Source organism: Acinetobacter sp. CIP-A165, assembly GCF_000367985.1.
Taxonomy (GTDB): domain Bacteria; phylum Pseudomonadota; class Gammaproteobacteria; order Pseudomonadales; family Moraxellaceae; genus Acinetobacter.
This window is the reverse complement of sequence record NZ_KB849202.1, coordinates 698153-715334: the sequence shown is the minus strand read 5'-3', so window position 1 is coordinate 715334 and position 17182 is coordinate 698153. Positions and strand designations below refer to the sequence as shown.

Genomic DNA, 17182 nt, shown 5'->3' with positions numbered 1-17182 from the left:
ACCTAAGAACACTAACTCACACAAATCACCACATCCTAACAATTAAAATTTCTGATCAGCCGTGAATTCCGCGTGAATAATTACAACTCAAAACCCAACTACAAAAAAACCACTTAAAAACATTGATTTACTTTCAATATCAGCACTTATATGCTGATTCTAGTTAATAAATTTTTTTAAATTAACAGCTAAAAATAAAGCGCTCAATCTTTATTTACAGTAAGTCCCTCAATCACAGAAGCCCCAAGTTTTATAAGTAATAAGGAATATTTCTTAAGGCTTTGTATGAACAAAAATATTAATCAGGATTTAAAAAATGAATACAAGAATATTATCACTGACTACCGCAGTCTTAGGCAGCTTATTCCTTTTGGGTTGCAATAATGACTCAAATAATAATTCCAATCCCTCTCCCACGAAAACGGGCGATGTGCTGATTCTGACAAGCAATGGAATGATAGGTTCAATCAATCGTGATCAACCTGAAATGTTGGTTTCTAATTTAAAAATCACAAATCTACAATCTGGTGAACAACTGATTGGCATAGACCACCGTCCAAAAGATGGAAAATTATATGCCGTCGGTACTATGGGCAATATATATACGCTAAACCCTCAAACTGGGCGTGCGACTTGGGTAAGTAAGTTAGTTGCTGACCCAGCGGATACTACAGACGGCAATGCACCATTTGACAAAATCACAGGCAATCCTGACCTGATGACTGTAAACTTTAATCCAGCAGCGGATCGCTTGCGAGTCATCGGCAATGATGGACAAAATCTGCGAATTAATGTTGATACGGGGGCGACGATCACAGATGGCAACATTAGTTTAGGGGGTGAATCAGTCGCCATTATTGCTGCTGCATATACCAATGCGTTTGCTGGTACAGCTTCAACACGATTATTTAGTATTGACCAGAATACGGATCGTATCTATTTACAAAATGCAAATGCGGGCACATTAGGCAATTCAGCAATGCTTGCATCAGGTGTTGATGTTGAAGGCGGCGGTGGTTTTGATATTGACCCGATTAATAACGTTGGCTATGCCGCCCTGAAAGTTGCAGGCACATATCAACTCCACCACCTCAATGTTACTGCCGTCGGCTCAGAAAATGCTGCCGTTGTTGAAAGCAAAAACTTACCAAATGTATTTCAGACTTCAGGTATTCGAGGCTTAGCACTTGCAAGTGCTGCCGATAGTGGTGCACATGCATTTGGTTTGAGTGCCAATAATCAACTGATTCATTTTATGGCGAACACACCAAATTCAGTCAAACAGACCAATATTACTGGTTTAAAAGTTGCAGAAAAAATTGTTGGAATCGATTTTCGATTTAAAACCACGACTGATAAATCTGGCATGCTATATGGACTCAGTGACCAATCAAATCTATATACCATTAATACTCAAACAGGTATAGCAACACTTCAATCCTCACTGAAAGCTGCGATGGCTGATGATAATCCTTTCACAACGCTACTTGGTACAAGCTTTGCTGTTGACTTTAACCCTGCTGCTGACCGTTTACGTGTCATTAGTAATACAGGACAAAGTTTAAGGATCAATGTTGATACAGGCGACACCATTACTGATGGTGACTTAAATGGTATCAATGATGCAGTCGTCAGCGCAGCAGCCTATACCAACAGTTTCCAAACGCCTATCCCAATGATAGGTACAGAACTATTTAACTTAGATCAAGGCAACCAACTTTTAGTGAAACAAAGTCCACCAAATGATGGTGTACTCAATTCGATTGGTGCATTAGGAATCAATCTAGGGATGGATAATGGTTTTGACATTGCTGGTGGAGACAATGGTTTTGCTTTAGCAACCGTGTCTGGAATGACCGGCCCATCCGTTCTATATCGCATCGATTTAAACAGTGATACAACGATTATGACACCAAGAGCTAGACTCGCTGTTAATGTAGACGGTACACCAAATCTGGCGGCTTCGACAATTGGTAGCAGCACCACCCCACAACTGATAGACCTCGCCATTATGTTGAAGTAAATATCATTGCTTAAATAAAAAAACACCGCATATTCAGATGCGGTGTTTTTTTTAAATTTTCAAAACTTATGCAATATGCTTTTGCACAATGATCGAACCGACTGAATAACCTGCACCGAATGAAGAGATCACAGCGTATTCACCATCATTGACCTGTTCACCTGTACGATGCATCGCAATGATCACACCCGCTGATGAGGTATTTGCAAACTCATCTAAAATGATTGGCGCACGCTCTAAATCAGCCTCTTTACCTACAACTAATTTTAAAATCAGTTCATTCATATTGGCATTGGCTTGGTGTAACCAGAAACGCTTAACCTGCTCAGCTGTCAATTCAAGTTTTTCCAATTGTGCAGTAATGATTTTTGCAACAAGCGGGCAAACTTCTTTAAAGACCTTACGTCCATCTTGACGGAATAATTTATCATCCACCACCGCATCTTCACTACGGTTCAAGAAACCAAAGTTATTACGAATATTGTTTGAGAATTGCGTGAACAAATGAATATCTAAAATTTCATAACCTGATTTTGTTTCAGTTTCTTCGATAATCGATGCTGTCGCAACATCACCAAAAATAAAGTGTGCATCACGGGTACGATAGTCTAAATGACCTGATGTAATCTCAACATTGAGCAGTAAAACACGGCGAGCACCACACTTCACCGCATCATAAGCTTGCTTTAAACCAAATGTGGCAGCAGAACAAGCTACATTCATATCGTAAGCATAGCCATGAATGCCAAGTGCAGATTGAATCTCAATCGCCACTGCTGGATAAGCACGTTGCATATTTGAACAAGCTAAAATCACAACATCGATGTCTTCTGCAGTAACACCTGCATTTTCCATCGCTTGTTTGGCTGCGATCACACCCCACTCCGCCTGAAGTGAAAGCTCATCATTGCTACGTTCTTGTAAATGAGGACGTAAACGCTTTGGATCAAGAATACCAGACTTCTCAACCACATAACGGCGCTGAATGCCTGATGCTTTTTCAATAAACTCAGGGCTTGAACCACGTAATGGCTCTAATTCACCTGCTGCAATTTTGTCAGCATGTTCTTGGTTATATTGTTCTACATAAGCATTTAAACTTTCCACCAATTCTGCATTGGAAATAGATTCGGTCGGGTGAAATAACCCTGTACCTGTTATACGAATGCCCATGTAAAACTCCTGTAAAGAATGGTTCTAGCTTTCATTATTGCTCAGTTTAACCGATTGATAATCGATCCCATAGTTTTTGTAATCTATTTGGTGAAATTGGCATCTTTGTTTTCATCGGTTGAGAAAACAAGGAAATTCGCAACTCCTCCATCATCAAGTACAATTCTTTGATTTTAGGATCATTTTTAAATTTAAATAGCTTGTCCATCCAAGGATCGACTTCATCAATTGCCGCAAGGTCTCTTTGTAGATTATTGGGCAATCTATCTAAACGCAATAGCAAAGCTTTTAAATAACGCGGGTATTCCTGCCAAAGATCAGCGGGACGACTATAAACAAAGTTTGCGAGGGACATAAGATCTAGTTGATCTTCGATGTCATCTACGCTGCGAGTGAAAATGGTTTGATCGAGGACAAGCAATTCACGGCGAACTTGCTGCCATTGCGTAAATATTTCAGTCAAATCAGTCAATGTCTGCTGACCCAAAGATAAAAAATGCTTTTTGGTATTCGCCAATAAGCTTTCAAACTCAGCAGCATCAATAGGAAGCGTTTGAATCGAAACTTGTAAAGTCGCGTAAACCAACATTTGTTCCAACTTTGCTTTATCACCTAATGGTGAATAAGCCAATGCCAATGGTTTAGAAATTTGCTTCTTCAATTGACGAATCAAATCACCAAGTTGCATGTGAACAAGGCGAATTATCCCTTCTCTATGCTGTTTAATTGCTTCTTCTTGATCATTAAACGTCTGAATCACAACACCAGATTCATCTTTTGCATCTAAATCAGCAAATGCTTTACTTGGTACGAGTGCTTGATATTGTTTCACCAATACACCCGTCACTTTTTGTGAAGCTTCAAAAACAAAATGCTCAGGAAAAGTTTTAAACTCACCCTCATGTTGCTTTACAGCGCGATGCGTTTCTACACGACAACGCGCTTTTAACTCATCCAAGTCACGACCTTGCGCGATTAATTTACCTTTTTCATCGAGAACTTTAATAAAAGGAATAAGGTATTGATCAATTCGTTCAAAAGAAAAATCTTTTTCAGTGATTTGCTCACCGCGTAAGGCAAAAGCCAAATAACTAAATAAATGTTCACGCAAATGAACTGCATCGATCCCTTGTATCAACTTTCGTGCTGTATCTGGAATAGGAACAATATTTCGACGTTTATCTTTTGGCAATGCTTTTAACAGCGCCTCAATTAAATTTTGTCGCCAACCTGGAATGCCCCATGACCATTGATTTTCATCAACTTGTGCTAAGGCTTGCACTGGAATCTTCACAGTCGCGCCATCTTCATCATGACTTGGGTCAAAACGATAGCTGGCCGCCAAGCGTAATTGTCCATTATGCAAATAATCAGGAAACTGCTGCGTGGTTGGGCGATCATTCATCCACAACGCGTCATCATCAACAAATAAATAACGTGGATGTTCAGGCTCTACCGTTGCTCGCCAATCTTCAAAACTACGACGGCTGGCGATTTCGGTCGGAACTTTATTGGCATAAAACTGGTAAATCGTTTCTTCATCGACCACCAAGTCACGACGACGTAATTTGTCTTCAACGCGCTCAACTTCTTCAAGCTTTAATAAGTTGTGCTTTAGAAATGGTGGAGTAATCCCCAAATGCCCTGTCGTTAAAGCATCTCGTAAAAAGATTTCATGTGCAGCAGCTTGATCCACTTTTTCAAAATTGATCAGCCGCTTAGGTTCAATAATCAAACCAAACAATGAAATCTGATCATAGGCATTGACGATACCCGCTTTTTTCGACCAGTGCGGTTCAAAATAGTGATGTTTCAATAAATCGCCAGCAGCCAATAAAATCCATTCAGGATCAATTTTCGCCAACGTCCTCAAATAGACTTGAGACGTTTCCACCATCTCAAATGCCATCACCCAAGCGGTATTGGTCTTATGTAAAGTGCTGGCTGGAAACACCTTCGCTTTTTGTTGGCGCACCGCCATAAAGGTATTTCGTTCATCCGTTTTGTTGGCGATAAAGGAAAGTAAACCTGTTAACAAAGCACGGTGTAAATTCTCATAATTGGCTGGTTTTTCATTAAAGCTAAGTTTCAAACCTTCAGCCAATTCAACCAATTGTTGATAAGTTTGTTTCCATTCGCGTAAACGCAACCAACTTAAAAAGTGATTTCGCGCAAATTGACGACGCTTACTTTCTGATTGTGTCTCTGGGCTGATTTGTAAGGTATCCCATAGCTTTAAATAGAATAAAAAGTCAGAATCGGTTTCTTTAAATAAAGCATGCTTTTGATCCGCCTGCATTTGTTTATCGGCAGGACGTTCTCGTGGGTCTTGAACAGCCAAAGCACTCACAATCACCAAAATTTCTTTCAGCACACCAAAATGCGCACCACCAATAATCATACGCGCCAAACGAGGATCAATCGGCATCCGCGCCATCATTTGACCGATTTTGGTTAATCCACCTTTCTTCTTATGAGCGGATTGAGTGTGCTCATTATAAGCGCCCAACTCAACCAACAACTTACGTCCATCATTGACTAAACGGAAATCAGGTGGCTCGATAAAATCGAAATCTTCCAAATCGCCCAATCCCAAACTTTGCATTTGTAAAATTACAGAGGCAAGATTGGTTCGCTTAATTTCTGGTTCAGTAAACTCTGGGCGGCTAAGGAAGTCATCTTCGCTATAAAGACGAATACACACACCCGCAGCGATACGACCACAACGTCCTTTACGTTGGTTCGCCGCAGCTTGTGAAATCGCCTCTATCGGTAACCGTTGTACTCGTGAACGATAGTTATAGCGTGAAAGACGCGCAAAACCACTATCAATCACATAACGTATATTCGGTACAGTAAGTGCCGTTTCAGCAACGTTAGTGGCAATAATAATCCGTCGCCCTTTTCCACTCGGACTAAAAATCTTTTGTTGTTCTGCAATCGCTAGACGTGCATATAAAGGCAACACTTCAGTATGACGAGGGCCATGTTTTTGTAGGGTTTCTTGTAATTCCCGAATCTCTTGCTCAGTGCTGGCAAAAATTAAAATATCAGCATGTTCTGGATGACCTTTGCTATCCGCATCAGCAAAACATTCCTCTACCGCTTGTACGACTGCACGCGGTAAATTTTCCTCAAAATCATCAAACTCGTCATCATCACTACCGACAATGTTCAGTTCAGAAATTGGGCGGTAACGAAGTTCAACGGGGAAACTCCGCCCTTCAACTTCAAATACGGGTGCATTGTAAAAATACTGACTAAAACGATTTACATCAAGCGTGGCTGAGGTCACGATCACTTTTAAATCTGGGCGCTTCGGCAAAAGCTGCTTTAAATAGCCCATGATAAAATCAATATTGAGCGAACGCTCATGTGCTTCATCTATAATAATCGTGTCATATTTTGATAAGAATCGGTCATTGGTCAGTTCAGCAAGCAGAATACCATCCGTCATTAAACGAACAATAGAGTCTTGTGACCCTTGTTCATTAAATCGAATTTTAAAACCAATGGATTCACCGAGTTTTTCGCCCACTTCTTCCGCGATACGTTGCGATACACTTCGCGCCGCCAAACGACGTGGCTGAGTATGCCCGATCATGCCTGTCAAACCACGACCTGCCAGCATTGCAATTTGAGGAAGCTGTGTAGTTTTACCTGAGCCAGTTTCCCCCGCCACAATGATCACTTGATGCTTTTGAATCGCTTCAATCAAACGATCTGCATAGCGCGTAACAGGTAGGTCTTGGTTAAGCTTGATCTTTGGGAGACGCGCCAATCGCTGTTTAACTTTATGATTCGATTGTGCAAATAGTTTTTCAATTTCTGCTGTTTCGGTTTTTTTATCTCTGCGCAGTCGATTTAAACGGTGGCGGTCACGTGCCATAACCCATTGATCTACATTTAAATGACTCTGCACTGAACAGCTTTCCTGAAAATAAAATAATCGGCTATTTTACGCTTTAAAGTGTTGCTATGCAAAGCAACTACACCAATCCCGTTGGGAAATTGATGCATATTGATCAATATCTTCAAGATTTAGATGACGAATCAAAACGCTGAAGAAAACGCTTTACGTATTTTTTAAAAGGCCAAGTAAACTGCTTCACAAAACTATTTGGAATTTTATAGCCTACCGTGCCATACACACTCGCCAAATGATTTGGCATATACACGCTTTTAAAAACGACATCATACACAGGGATAAATGCGGCATAATTTTTATCAATTGCAGGCTTTTCAGAAGAATGATGCCAATGATGAAACTCAGGAGTGGCAATAATCCAACGCAAATAAGGAAAGCGAAAACGTACATTAGAATGAATAAATATGGCGTGAAAGGAAATAAAGATCAGGTACGCAAACACGGCTGAAGTGTGAAAACCCAAAAGAAAAATAGGTAAAGTTGCTAAAAAACGTGTCATTAACACTTCAACAGCATGCAAACGTGAAGATGCCAGCCAATCCATATATTCAGTAGAATGATGAATGGCATGAAAACGCCAAAGGAAATTCACTTCATGCATCGCTCGATGCAGCCAATACACCACAAAATCCACAACAATAAGCAACTCGATGAACTGTAACCAAATCGGTTGCGCCTGTACATAAGGCACAATTGGATTATTTGGTAAATGAGTGATCCAATATTGAATTGGCATGACTGTTAAAAAGGTGAATAACTGAATACCGATATGACTAAACATGAAATATTTCATATCTGTCACCCAGCCAACCCTAAGAATTTTTTGCTCAGGATTTTTGGCAAAAAAACCCTCAAGCGGAATAAAAATAACAGCCAAAATCACAAGCGTCAGAACGAAATAATCAATCCCAGCATAGAAAGGAAGACTTGGAAGTATCGGTGCTTTGATCAAGCCACAGCCGAGAACTGCTGCAACTAAAGCAAAACATAATCCGTAAAACCCATATCGATTTTGACGAATGATTGAGCTATATGCGCCAAAACCGACACTCAGAACAATAGCCAATATTAAACTAAAATAAAAGACATCATAATATTGCACATAAAATGGGCGAAGTTCTGGTGTCGTTAATACTGTGGGAAATAAAAAACACAAAGCGCCGAATATACTTAGCAGACCTAAGGACATTGAAATAAAAGCGCTAATTTTCCCCAAACCCATATTCAGTTCTAAGTTTTCGAATCTTGTTCTTAAATGATCAGTCATTGTTGGTGTTAATTCACTATCTACTCGAGCAAAAAGCTCACAAATTAAATTATAGTCCAGAAATTAAACATTTTTTATATATTTTTCCATTCTACCCTTGAATTTTAATGATATAGACTGCATGTTGTCTAACGCATTAATTTTAAAATCTCCTGTCATCTTGACGTCATCAACTTGAAGTCAAATCAGGATAGATTGGGTGAAAATGTGGATTTAAATCGATCAATTCATTTTTCCGATTCTAATCATGTAAAAATACTATTTCCCCAATAATGAAAAATTAACTATTCTATATCTCGTAAACACTTTCGTAGTTTAAAGATATACCGCAATCATGGAGACAATGATGAGCTTGATTAATACTGAAGTTAAACCATTTAAAGCTGATGCATTCCGTAACGGTGAATTCATTCAAGTAACTGAAGCAGATCTTAAAGGTAAATGGTCTGTTCTTATTTTCATGCCAGCTGCATTTACATTCAACTGTCCAACAGAAGTTGAAGATGCTGCTGACAACTATGAAGAATTCAAAAAAGCTGGTGCGGAAGTTTATATCGTAACGACTGATACTCATTTCTCTCACAAAGTATGGCATGAAACTTCTCCTGCTGTTGGTAAAGCTCAATTCCCATTAATTGGTGATCCTACTCATCAATTAACACGCGCTTTTGATGTTCATATTGAAGAAGCTGGTTTAGCACTTCGTGGTACGTTCATCATTAACCCTGAAGGCGTAATCAAAACTGCTGAAATTCATGACAACTCAATTGCTCGTGATGTATCAGAAACTTTACGTAAACTTAAAGCTGCTCAATTCGTAGCTAGCCACCCAGGTGAAGTTTGCCCAGCGAAATGGAAAGAAGGTGAAGCTACCCTCGCTCCATCTATCGACTTAGTTGGTAAAATCTAATTCATTAGATTCAACTAATACGTCAGAAACCACCCTTTTTTGGGTGGTTTCTTTTTGTCTAAAATATTTATAAATTCCTGCTAGCCTGTGCTTCGTTTTAATTGCAAATTTTTTACAATTCTTATACTTATATCTTCATCGCAAAGTTCATTTATTAATTGTCAGCTTCTGAGACTTGGAGTACTGTCAAATGATGAAGTAAAGCGTTTTTTATATGGACATGGGTCTACTATTGATATGGGGGCAAATGTATGGAAAAAACTGTTATTGTAACTTCTTGGAAATATGACGTTTCTTCACGTTATTTAAAAATATTTTATAACAATGGTTCAGGTGAACTGTACCATCCTGTACCAAAATTTATTTACGACAACTTACTCCGCTCTACCGACAAAGCTGCATTTGTACACAAGTATCTTGAATTTGACCTACATTTTAAACGACTCTCTATTTCAGCTTCCTCATAAAAAATCAGCCCGATTTGGGCTGATTTCTGTTGCTAAAATGAGGATATCTATAGTCCCTAATCACGCACCATCTGCTTGCTCTGCATATTTCTCAAACATTTTTTCTTTGGCACTCGGATGCATGTTGATTTTAGCTAAATCACCGTTGTAGTGCTGCATGACTCGATCATCCATAATTTTTGACCACCATGCAGGAACAAATGCAGGGAGAATCATTGCACCATAACCCGCGGGTAATTGAGGTGCATCTTCAAAATGACGTAAGGTTTGAAAACTTCTCGCTGGATTGGCGTGATGGTCCGAATGTCGTTGTAATTGGTACAAAAACAAATTGGTCACCACATTATTATTGTTCCAACTATGCTCAGGCAATGTTCTTTCATATTTTCCATTGGCTTGCTTTTCCCGTTTCAAACCATAATGTTCGATATAATTCACTGATTCAAATAGGGTTACTGCATACGCCGCCTGAGTCACTTGAAACGGTATTGAACGTACACCAAATTTGCTAAACATCGCTGCATGATAAATGGCTGACATTGCCCAACCATGTAAAAGCTCATTTTCTTTACATAGAAATGGTAATTTTTTACGAGCTAAACGGCTCTTTTCGATTTCAATCGCAGACTTAAAACTACCAATGACAGTACGTGGTAAAAATTTCCAAAAAGTTTCGCCAAATTGTGATGAAGCGGGATCTTCTGGGGTAGCAACACGACGATGGTGACCATAAGGATGTTCTATACGGAAATGATTATATCCTGAGGGTGCCAATGCCAAATGCGATAAATAATGTTCTAGCTTGCCACTTTTATGACTCAGCTCATGTGCAGTATTAATCGCGACACCATTCACCATGCCGATTAATGTTCCCAATAAAACTTGATCAGCGACAGGCGTATTGCTTCGACTTGCGAGATACGTGCCGTAGATATTTACAGCATATTGCAAGGGAATATACAGTTTAACAATACGCGCATAATATGGATCAGCTTCCAGACCTGCGATTGCATCAATCGGTGGATTTTCAGTGTCTTCACCAATCAATTTATCCAAACTTGGAATGACACCATGCAAAAATAAAGGACCAAATGAAGCAAAAAACTTTTTCGTTTTTTTAGGACCAAATTGATAACCAGCTAAGCCACTCATGGCAATTGCAGGTACAGCCAAACCTAATAACCACCAATGACGTTTTTTATCTTTGAACCGTGTTGTTGCATGCGCTACATCTAGTTGAGTATGCATATTCATTAGAAACTCCTCAATCAATTACTCTTCTTGCTTCCATCAATTGTGTTCTTTTAAAGTGAGTCTTTATTATCATTTTAAGACTTGGTATTATCATTTTAAGACTACATGGACTATTAATTGTGCAAAACCAACAAATTCCAGTTATTCCTTCGCGTTACTATATACGATTGATTGATATTTTAATCCAAACAAATCAATATGATAACAACTCATTAACATTACTGCGTGATCAACTTTCTACGACTGAACTCCTTACGATTCAACAGATTGAACAATTTATTGAAATGGGTTTGAACCTCCCCAACACCGAAGACCTCGCATTCCAATTAGGCAAAAATATCAAGCTAAGCTCACATAGTCTGGTGGGTTATGCCCTCATGACCAGCCCACATCTTGAACATGCTTTACGACTGATCGCTCAATACTTCAGACTGATTATGCCAAGCTTTAAACTCACGATTCAGTTTCAACACGATCAGCAAAAAGTTGAGTTATTATTTGAACCGATATTACAAATGAATAAACAATGTCTTGCCTTCCATATCGAAGCGATTGCAGTGGCTTTTTATTACAGTTTATTAGAATTAGCTGGGAACCAATTACAACGATATCAGGTTTATCTCAGTGTACCCGAACCAAAATATAAAGAACAGTATATCCATTTAATCAAAGCTAATTTTCATTTTAACGATCATTGGATTACAGGCGTTCGCGTGATTATGGATCAACAGCAGCTCTCACTTCCCTTGCCTTTAGCCGATGCCCATAGTTTAAAAGTGGTCGAACAACGTTGTCAGGAGCAAATTCAAAGAATTTATCATCAGGGAGAAATTGTCGAATGGGTTAGTATGATGCTTCGTCAAGCCAATCAAATCCCGACATTAAATGAATGTGCAAAAGTCTTAAATATTTCGACCAAAACATTGCAACGTTATCTGCAAAAGTACGGTGTCGAATTCCACCAACTAAAGCAAAAGATTAGTACCGAACGAGCCATTGATCTATTAGAAAACTCTAAGTTTACCATTACCCATATTGCCTATGAATTAGGGTACTCAACCCCCGCCAACTTCACCCGCGCTTTTAATAAAATACAAGGGTGTAGTCCACAAGCCTACCGTTTAGAGCATCAGAGCAAAGATTCGCTATTTAACAACCACCATACATAAACCAGCTCCCACCGGTAAAATACTACTCATATAGTGTTCATCTTGTTTAATGAGATCTAGCATTGGTTTAACTTCTGCCGGATGTGAAATAACATTATCGATAATCAATGTGCTGCCAGAGGATTTTAATAAGCGTTTCAAATCCTCCCAATAACTCACGTAGCTGCCACGTTCAGCATCTAATAGGATAAGATCGAAGGGTTCAATTGCTTGTTTCAAATAGTCAGCGGCATCGCCCACCCAAAAATCAATAAACCCTTCTAACTCAAAATCTTCTGCATATTTTTTAGCTTGCGCACTCCGAAATGCATTGATTTCTAAAGTGAGCACTCTCCCTTGAACAGTTTTGGCTGCTTCTGCCAACCATAAGGTGGAATATCCTGTGGACGTTCCAATCTCGAGAATGCGTTTTGATTGCTGTGTACGTACGAGCATCGCCAGTAATTTAGCTGATTCTGCTTCAATATTGCGATAACGCCTTAGACGATCAGACTGTCGAGCATCATGTTGTTTAAATTCATCGTATAAATCAGCAATACGTTGCAAGAAAACAGTGTTGGTCATATCTGATTCTCCATGATGCTCAAACTAGAAAAATATCGCGTTTAGGTCGCTTGTATCAGCTTAAATCTTGGAATAACTTGCCCTTCAAGCTGAACAGTTTCAGTAAACATGGTGAGTGGACGCACCCACATCGAGTAATCACCATATAAGCATTGATAAACCACCAATTCTTCTTCTGTTTCACTATGTCGAGCCACGTTAAACACCTGATAAAGCTGCCCTTTATAATGTTGATAGATACCACGTTGTAACGCCATCTCGCTTACCTTTTTAGTTATGCCATGAAATGATTGCAGTTATATAACAAGATCAATGCTGATCAAACTTTTAAAGATATCAATGATCAAAAATACAACAGTCACACCATCAATCCAAAAAACCGATCAAACCAATAAAAACATACTGTTTTACCTATTTAGTGCTTTTGCGTACTATAGCCTCATTGAATGAATTTAGCCGACTTGAATTGTTGAGAATTTGGAGACATCGATGTTAGATCAAAATATTAAAACTCAATTAAAAGCTTATTTAGAACGTTTAGAAAGTCCGATCGAGTTGGTTGCTGCTTTAGATGATTCCGACAAAGCTGCAAAAATCAAAGAACTTGTCACTGAAATTGCTGAGTTATCTGATCAGGTGACCGCGCGTTTTGATGGTTCAAATACTCGTCGTCCAAGTTTTGGGGTAGCGAAAGTAGGTGAACAGCCACGTGTGTTCTTTGCTGGCTTGCCGATGGGACATGAGTTTACCTCTTTGATCTTGGCATTGTTACAAGTGTCTGGTTATGCGCCTAAAGTCTCTGATGAAGTTTTAACTCAAATTAAAGGCTTAAATCTCGCGGCAAACTTTGATGTGTTTATTTCATTGAGCTGTCATAACTGTCCAGATGTGGTTCAAGCATTGAACTTGATTGCGATCAACAATCCAAATACCACCACCACCATGATTGATGGTGCATTCTTCCAAGACGAAGTGGAACAACGCAAAATCTTGGCTGTACCAATGGTATTCCAAGATGATCAACACATTGGTCAAGGTCGTATGACTTTGGAAGAAATCCTTGCCAAGTTAGACACAAACTCAGCTGAGATAGATGCAGCAGCGATCAATGCCAAAGATGCCTTTGATGTCTTGGTGATCGGTGGAGGTCCTGCTGGGGCAACCGCAGCGATCTATGCGGCTCGTAAAGGGATCAATACCGGTATCGTGGCAGAGCGCTTTGGCGGTCAGGTGATGGATACCATGGATATCGAGAACTTTACCTCTGTACAAAAAACTGTCGGTCCTAAGTTTGCTGCCGAGATGGAAGCGCATGTGCGTGAATATGATGTCGATATCATGAACTTGCAACGTGTCAGCAAAATCATCGGTGCAGATCAAACAGCAACTGGCTTGGTTGAAGTTGAACTTGAAAATGGTGCCAAGCTTGAATCAAAAACCATCATTCTTTCTACAGGTGCGCGTTGGAGAGAAATGAATGTACCGGGTGAAGCAGAATACCGTACTCGTGGTGTGGCGTATTGTCCGCACTGTGACGGTCCACTCTTCAAAGGTAAGCGTGTTGCAGTGATTGGTGGCGGTAACTCTGGTGTGGAAGCTGCAATTGACCTTGCTGGCATCGTTGAGCATGTCACGTTGGTGGAATTTGATACCAAACTTCGTGCCGATCAAGTGTTGCAGAACAAATTAAATAGTTTGCCAAATACCACCGTGATTCTGAATGCATTAAGTACTGAAGTGTTGGGTGATGGTTCTCAAGTCACTGGCTTGAAGTATAAAGATCGTGCCACTGATGAAGAACATGTGGTTGAGCTTGCAGGGATCTTTGTTCAAATTGGTTTATTACCCAACACCGATTTCCTAAAAGACAGTGCAGTTGAACTCAGCAATCGTGGTGAGATCATGGTAAATGATCGTAATGAAACCAATGTCAAAGGTGTGTTTGCTGCGGGTGACTGTACCACTGTGCCTTACAAACAAATCATCATTGCGACGGGTGAAGGCGCCAAAGCATCACTCTCTGCCTTTGATTATATGATTCGTTCGGGTAATTAACACAGCTTAAAAACATGTGCACGCATTTACATTTTCAAATGTAAGTGCGTGTTTTTACAAGTTATCAACAAATATTCAACTTTATTCTCTATCCGCTTTGTGTTTATATTTTTGCTATCCATTGTTTTTGGATGCCACAATGAAAAGGAAATATGAAAATGAATAAATTACTTGTTGCTTTAGGTCTCGCTGCTACTGTTGCTCTTGTAGGCTGTAATAAAGATAAAGCACCTGAAACAGGGGCTACAACTGGCGAACACTTAGAGCATGCTGCTGACCAAGCGGGCCATGATGTTGCAACAGCTATTGACACTGCTGGTGATCAAATCGATGCTGCTGCTGATCACACCGCAACTGCTACCGCTGAAGCTGCTGCGGATACCGAAGCTGCTGCACGTGAAGCTGCTGCAAATGCTGCAGGTGCTATTGAATCTACAGCTGCTGATGTGAAAGAAAAAGCTCAACAATAATTCGTTGAGATTAAAAAAAGCCTCTGTTATCAGAGGCTTTTTTATTTCAGGTTTTCAAATATCATTTAAATAGAAGAAAACCCACTCGGCTTTTACTTTTTCTCAACTTTAAAACTATCTTTTAAATCAAGAATACGGTTAAACACTGGTTTTTCGATATCATGATCATATTGATCAGCAACAAAATAACCTTCACGTTCAAATTGGAATCGATCTTCAGGTTTCGCTTGCGCTAAAGCAGGTTCAACCACCGCTTGCACGATTTGCAGTGAGTTTGTATTCAGATTTGCCAAGAAATCATCGCCTGTTTCAGGATCCGACTCTGTGAATAAGCGATCATAAATACGCACTTCCGCTGGAACGCCTTTACTCGCTGATACCCAATGCACTACCCCTTTGACTTTGCGCCCTTCAGGATTTTTACCTAAGGTATTTGGATCAATTGAACATTTCAGTTCGATCACCTCACCGTTGGTATCTTTAATCACTTCATCACATTTAATCACATAGGCATGACGTAAACGCACTTCACTTTCAGGAATTAAACGCTTAAAGCCTTTCGGCGGCACTTCTTCAAAATCTTTACGATCAATATAAATTTCACGTGTTAGAGGAATGATACGTTCACCCATATCGACGTTTGGATGACGTGCATGGGTTAAGTCCAATTCTTCAGGCAAATTGGTCAATGTCACTTTTAATGGATTCAATACCGCCATACCGCGCGCAGCCGTATTTTCCAAAGATTGGCGAATACAAAATTCAAGCATTGCAACATCAACGATACCATCGGTTTTTGACACGCCTACTCGTTTGCAGAAATCGCGTAAACCCTCAGCGGTAAAACCACGACGACGCATACCGACTACGGTTGGCATACGTGGATCATCCCAACCATTGACATGACCACCTTCAACGAGCTTACGCAGCTTACGTTTAGAGGTGATGGTGTAATCAATATTTAAACGTGATGATTCATATTGGCGTGGTACAGCTTGAGAATGAACCTTTGCAACGATCCAATCATAAAATGGACGGTGATCTTGAAACTCTAATGTACAAAGTGAATGGGTAATGCCTTCAATCGCATCAGACAATGGATGCGCATAGTCATACATTGGATACATTTTCCATTTATCACCCGTTTGGTGATGCTCTGAATGCAACACACGATAAAGAATCGGATCACGCATATGGACATTTGGGCTTGCCATATCAATTTTGGCACGCAACACAGCACCACCCTCTTGGATTTCACCATTACGCATTTGCTCAAAACGCGCTAAGTTCTCTTCAATAGTCGCATCACGATACGGCGAGTTTTTCCCGGGCTCTACAAAGTTACCGCGATTTAATTTAATTTCTTCAGGTGTTTGCAAATCAACATACGCATCACCCTGTTCAATCAATTGCACTGCCCATGCATAGAGCTGGTCAAAATAACTCGAAGCATAGCGTGGCTCGCCATTCCAGTTAAAGCCTAACCATTTCACATCATTGGCAATGCCATCCACATATTCTTGTTCTTCAGCGTCAGGGTTGGTATCGTCAAAACGCAAATTACATAAACCGTCAAACTCTTCGGCGATACCAAAGTTTAAACAAATCGCTTTTACGTGACCAATATGCAAATAACCATTTGGCTCAGGTGGAAAACGAGTAACAACTTTTTGGGTACGTCCATCGCTTAAATCATCACTAATTACTTGGCGTACAAAATCTAAGCCGGCCTGTTGTTCTTGCTGCGCTGCATCGACAGAGGCATGAGTATTCGGTGTCGGGGTCTTTGGCAGTTCTGAAACAACATCATTTGGCTTCATAGTGTGTAAATCACTTCTTACAGTTAAAAAATAGGGAATAAAAACGCAATCTTTACTTTTTCTCAAAGATTTTAACGTTTTT

At 39.8% G+C, this 17182-nt stretch carries 13 protein-coding genes; 6 read left to right on the top strand and 7 right to left on the bottom strand.

What is annotated here, in order from left to right:
• Positions 1-316: 316 nt before the first annotated feature.
• Positions 317-2023 carry a DUF4394 domain-containing protein gene (locus tag F991_RS08865; protein ID WP_004670669.1) on the top strand — a complete coding sequence of 569 codons (1707 nt, stop codon included), beginning with the start codon at positions 317-319 and terminating at the stop codon, positions 2021-2023.
• 66 nt (positions 2024-2089) lie between these two features.
• On the opposite strand, the gene F991_RS08860 is transcribed toward F991_RS08865, so the two are convergent.
• The 3 genes from F991_RS08860 to F991_RS08850 form a co-directional block, all read right to left on the bottom strand.
• Entirely contained in the window at positions 2090-3196 is a 1107-nt protein-coding gene (locus F991_RS08860) for a beta-ketoacyl-ACP synthase III (protein WP_004670668.1), read from the bottom strand.
• Positions 3197-3242: 46 nt separating this feature from the next.
• Positions 3243-7118, bottom strand: a complete 3876-nt coding sequence (gene hrpA / locus F991_RS08855; RefSeq protein WP_004670667.1) for an ATP-dependent RNA helicase HrpA — start codon at positions 7116-7118, stop codon at positions 3243-3245.
• Between the two features lie 112 nt (positions 7119-7230).
• Positions 7231-8391 (bottom strand): sterol desaturase family protein, encoded by a 1161-nt coding sequence (locus F991_RS08850; RefSeq protein ID WP_004670666.1) that lies wholly within the window; start codon positions 8389-8391, stop codon positions 7231-7233.
• Positions 8392-8737: 346 nt separating this feature from the next.
• Here F991_RS08850 and ahpC point away from each other — a divergent pair, with 346 nt between their 5' ends.
• Positions 8738-9301, top strand: a complete 564-nt coding sequence (gene ahpC, locus F991_RS08845) for an alkyl hydroperoxide reductase subunit C (RefSeq protein WP_004670665.1) — start codon at positions 8738-8740, stop codon at positions 9299-9301.
• A gap of 251 nt (positions 9302-9552) precedes the next feature.
• Positions 9553-9768 carry a KTSC domain-containing protein gene (locus F991_RS08840; RefSeq protein ID WP_004670664.1) on the top strand — a complete coding sequence of 72 codons (216 nt, stop codon included), beginning with the start codon at positions 9553-9555 and terminating at the stop codon, positions 9766-9768.
• Positions 9769-9828: 60 nt separating this feature from the next.
• On the opposite strand, the gene F991_RS08835 is transcribed toward F991_RS08840, so the two are convergent.
• The gene (locus tag F991_RS08835) at positions 9829-11022 is read right to left on the bottom strand and encodes an alkane 1-monooxygenase (protein ID WP_004670663.1); all 1194 of its coding nucleotides are present in this window, start codon (positions 11020-11022) and stop codon (positions 9829-9831) included.
• A gap of 119 nt (positions 11023-11141) precedes the next feature.
• Here F991_RS08835 and F991_RS08830 point away from each other — a divergent pair, with 119 nt between their 5' ends.
• Positions 11142-12191, top strand: a complete 1050-nt coding sequence (locus tag F991_RS08830) for a helix-turn-helix domain-containing protein (RefSeq protein WP_004670662.1) — start codon at positions 11142-11144, stop codon at positions 12189-12191.
• Here the strand turns inward: F991_RS08830 and F991_RS08825 are convergent.
• The gene (locus F991_RS08825; RefSeq protein WP_004670661.1) at positions 12168-12755 is read right to left on the bottom strand and encodes an O-methyltransferase; all 588 of its coding nucleotides are present in this window, start codon (positions 12753-12755) and stop codon (positions 12168-12170) included. The two genes, F991_RS08830 and F991_RS08825, sit on opposite strands and share 24 nt — an antisense overlap.
• Positions 12756-12796: 41 nt before the next feature.
• On the bottom strand, positions 12797-13012 hold the full coding sequence (locus tag F991_RS08820; RefSeq protein ID WP_004670660.1) for a DUF1653 domain-containing protein: 216 nt from the start codon (positions 13010-13012) through the stop codon (positions 12797-12799).
• A 232-nt stretch (positions 13013-13244) separates the two neighbouring features.
• Here F991_RS08820 and ahpF point away from each other — a divergent pair, with 232 nt between their 5' ends.
• Entirely contained in the window at positions 13245-14810 is a 1566-nt protein-coding gene (ahpF, locus tag F991_RS08815) for an alkyl hydroperoxide reductase subunit F (RefSeq protein WP_004670659.1), read from the top strand.
• A gap of 158 nt (positions 14811-14968) precedes the next feature.
• Complete coding sequence (locus F991_RS08810; protein WP_004670658.1) at positions 14969-15280, top strand: hypothetical protein; 312 nt, start codon at positions 14969-14971, stop codon at positions 15278-15280.
• A gap of 92 nt (positions 15281-15372) precedes the next feature.
• On the opposite strand, the gene F991_RS08805 is transcribed toward F991_RS08810, so the two are convergent.
• A complete protein-coding gene (locus F991_RS08805; RefSeq protein ID WP_004670657.1) occupies positions 15373-17100 on the bottom strand; it encodes a glutamine--tRNA ligase/YqeY domain fusion protein in 1728 nt (575 codons plus the stop codon).
• Positions 17101-17182: the final 82 nt, after the last annotated feature.